The organism is Paenibacillus sp. 01T442 (assembly GCF_056398345.1).
Map to the genome: position 1 here is coordinate 1 of NZ_JBFTPF010000175.1, position 2,547 is coordinate 2,547.

The 2,547-nt window shown below is 42.8% G+C and carries 3 protein-coding genes; all 3 read left to right on the forward strand.

Annotated elements, in window-relative coordinates:
* Nucleotides 1-469 (forward strand): sensor histidine kinase (locus tag AC1DLM_RS35115; protein WP_477572592.1); only part of this gene is annotated, 469 nt, incomplete at its 5' end.
* 97 nt (nucleotides 470-566) lie between these two features.
* Nucleotides 567-1,046: a DinB family protein gene (locus AC1DLM_RS35120; protein WP_441987152.1), complete on the forward strand. Its 480-nt coding sequence runs from the start codon at nucleotides 567-569 to the stop codon at nucleotides 1,044-1,046.
* A gap of 106 nt (nucleotides 1,047-1,152) precedes the next feature.
* The gene (locus AC1DLM_RS35125) at nucleotides 1,153-2,304 is read left to right on the forward strand and encodes an acyltransferase domain-containing protein (protein ID WP_477572593.1); all 1,152 of its coding nucleotides are present in this window, start codon (nucleotides 1,153-1,155) and stop codon (nucleotides 2,302-2,304) included.
* Nucleotides 2,305-2,547 lie beyond the last annotated feature (243 nt).

A 2,547-nucleotide genomic window follows, 5' to 3' on the forward strand; every position in this document is an offset into this window, starting at 1 on the left:
CATTTATATCCATATCAAACTTGTTTTCATAGCGTATCTGAAAATTATCTCAATTCGCTATGAAAACAAGTTTGATATGGATATAAATGTGGATGAAAAGATTCTAGAAATGAAGACACCTAAAATGATCTTGCAGCCCATTGTTGAAAACTCCGTCTATCATGGACTTGAAAGTATGGATGCCGGCGGAACACTTCGGGTGAGTGGGCATCTAGATGCGAATGGTGATGTCTGTTTTCAAATATGGGATTCTGGAAAAGGGATCGGTAAAGATGAGCTCGAAAGCCTGAAAGCGAAACTAAATATGGCCTTTTCGGAGAGAGTGGAAAATAGCTTTGTTGGGAACAGTATCGGGATTTCCAATATAAATAACAGGATTCAACTGCTGTTTGGAGAAGGTTATGGGGTAGGGATCGAAAGTGAGATTGGTTACGGTACGACGGTGATTGTTAAGATTCCGTGTATGTGAGGGACATGTGCATTGTAAAATTACTGCTTCACATGAGAACGTATATTCKGTATTATTGGGATGGGGTATTATTCCACAATGAAATGGAGATTCCAATATGATTAGCTTGAATACAAATACGATTCTTCGGTATAAAGAATTCACAAACTGGACAGATACGTTACGAGAAGTCCCCGAGAGTATGTGGTTACAGCCTATTGCTGAAGGAAAAGCATCCATAGGAGAAATCGTATCGCATCTTCAAAACTGGGATTCTTACTTAATCTCGATGATTATCCCAGCAATTACAAATGGTGAAGGTATGACGTTTCCGGATTTCGATTCGTTCAACAGACTAGCTTATGAATATGCTCGATCGGGGATTTCAAATGACCGCTTACTCGATGAATTCAAGCAAACGCGTCTTGAGCTGGTTGACATTTTGTTAGCAGAGACCGATATTGTTGCTAAACATGTTACCGTGAATGGAATAGAAAATTGCCCGCACACCGGCACGCCCTATTCATTGCTGTACATCATTCACGAATTTAACGATCACGACAATCATCATAAAAATCAAATATTAACGGTATTGTAGCTCGTTTGGTTGTGATGTCATTACTTTCTTTCAAGACAATAGGTTATAATTGGAGACAATATGGCAATGTGTTTGGGGCCTTGTTTAATTTGAAAGGAGTATAGGAATGGAATTTTTATTATTATCCAAAGAAATTACTCAGCAGTATTGCCGGAAAATTTTGATGCCTGAAGGCGCAACCGAAATCTTGATGAACATCGTCGATCATATAAATAATGATCAAAAACTTTTTGATATTTATATGTCATTTTATAAGAATAATATTGAAAGTGGCTATTGGACAACCGTGTGGGAACCGCTGGCGATAGATCCTTATGTGGAAGAAGTACTCGGAAATTCGGCTTCCCTGTTATATTTGCATGCAGCACTGCAAAGACTGCCTCTGGCTGAGCAGAAGTATGCCGAAAGAGGACTGAGTGAAGAGTTATTTGTAGAAACCTTAAGGGATATCGGTGTTTGGGTTCAAAATGCCTATAATTTAGTCGGCTATTATGCCATTAGAAATTTCAGTTGGATCTGGAGGCATCTGGAGGCCAGAATGTTCCGGATTGGTGGTATGCAGTTTATCGCAACCAATTTTTCTGGGGTCGTTAAAGGCTTCTACAATGCGAAAGAAGATCGTATATTGCTTTTATGCAGCGCAGGGATGGAATTAAGAGCGAATGGTGATAAGCAAGGCGTCTGTAATAAAGAGAAGACTACCGATGGTTTTGTGACGGAATATGAGGAAACGGAAGAATATTTCATAGGAAATCCAATTACACCAGATGGCAAGGGTTTAAATGAACCCGTGAAGCTTATGCGGGATGAGTGGGAAAAAGTATTGGACAAGGATGATACGATGCTTGAGATTCATATCCCGAGAGATACGGCTTTTGATATGGATCAAATCAAAGAGACTTACATTCAGGCCAAGGAATTTTATGCAACCTATTTTCCGGAAGTCCAGTATAAGGGTATGGCATGCCATACATGGCTGTTTACGCCACAACTTCGGGAGATGTTACCGCCTACCAGCAATATTGTCAGGTTCCAAGAGCAGTTTTATCTCTATCCGACAGCGGGTTCGGTTCGTTTTTTATGGAATTTCGTATTTAATGAATTGACCGAGGTAAAAGATGCTAAACCGGACACATCGTTAAGGAGAAAGGTCCTTGCTTATTTGGAAGAAGATAAAGAGATCTTTGATATGCATGGTGTATTTCTTGATATAAGTGGTGATTTCGGAACGGTTACTTATCAAAAAGAAGACAAATAGGGACACTATCGAGAAACGATAGTTGGAGGAGCTTGCCGCGGCAATGCTCCTTTTTGGTTTTCGCCTGATTTGGCGATTGCGGTCCCTGCCCCGGGCTCCCAGCGCCCGGCTCCGGGCTCCCAGCTCCCAGCCCCGGGCTCCCAGCGCCCGGCTCCGGGCTCCCAGCTCCCAGCCCCGGGCTCCCAGCGCCCGGCTCCGGGCTCCCAGCTCCCAGCCCCGGGCTCCCAGCGCCCGGCCCCCAGC

Coding starts and splice junctions, on each gene's coding strand:
- AC1DLM_RS35125 (WP_477572593.1), top strand. CDS start 1,153: ATGGAATTTTTATTATTATCCAAAGAAATTACTCAGCAGTATTGCCGG.
- AC1DLM_RS35120 (WP_441987152.1), top strand. CDS start 567: ATGATTAGCTTGAATACAAATACGATTCTTCGGTATAAAGAATTCACA.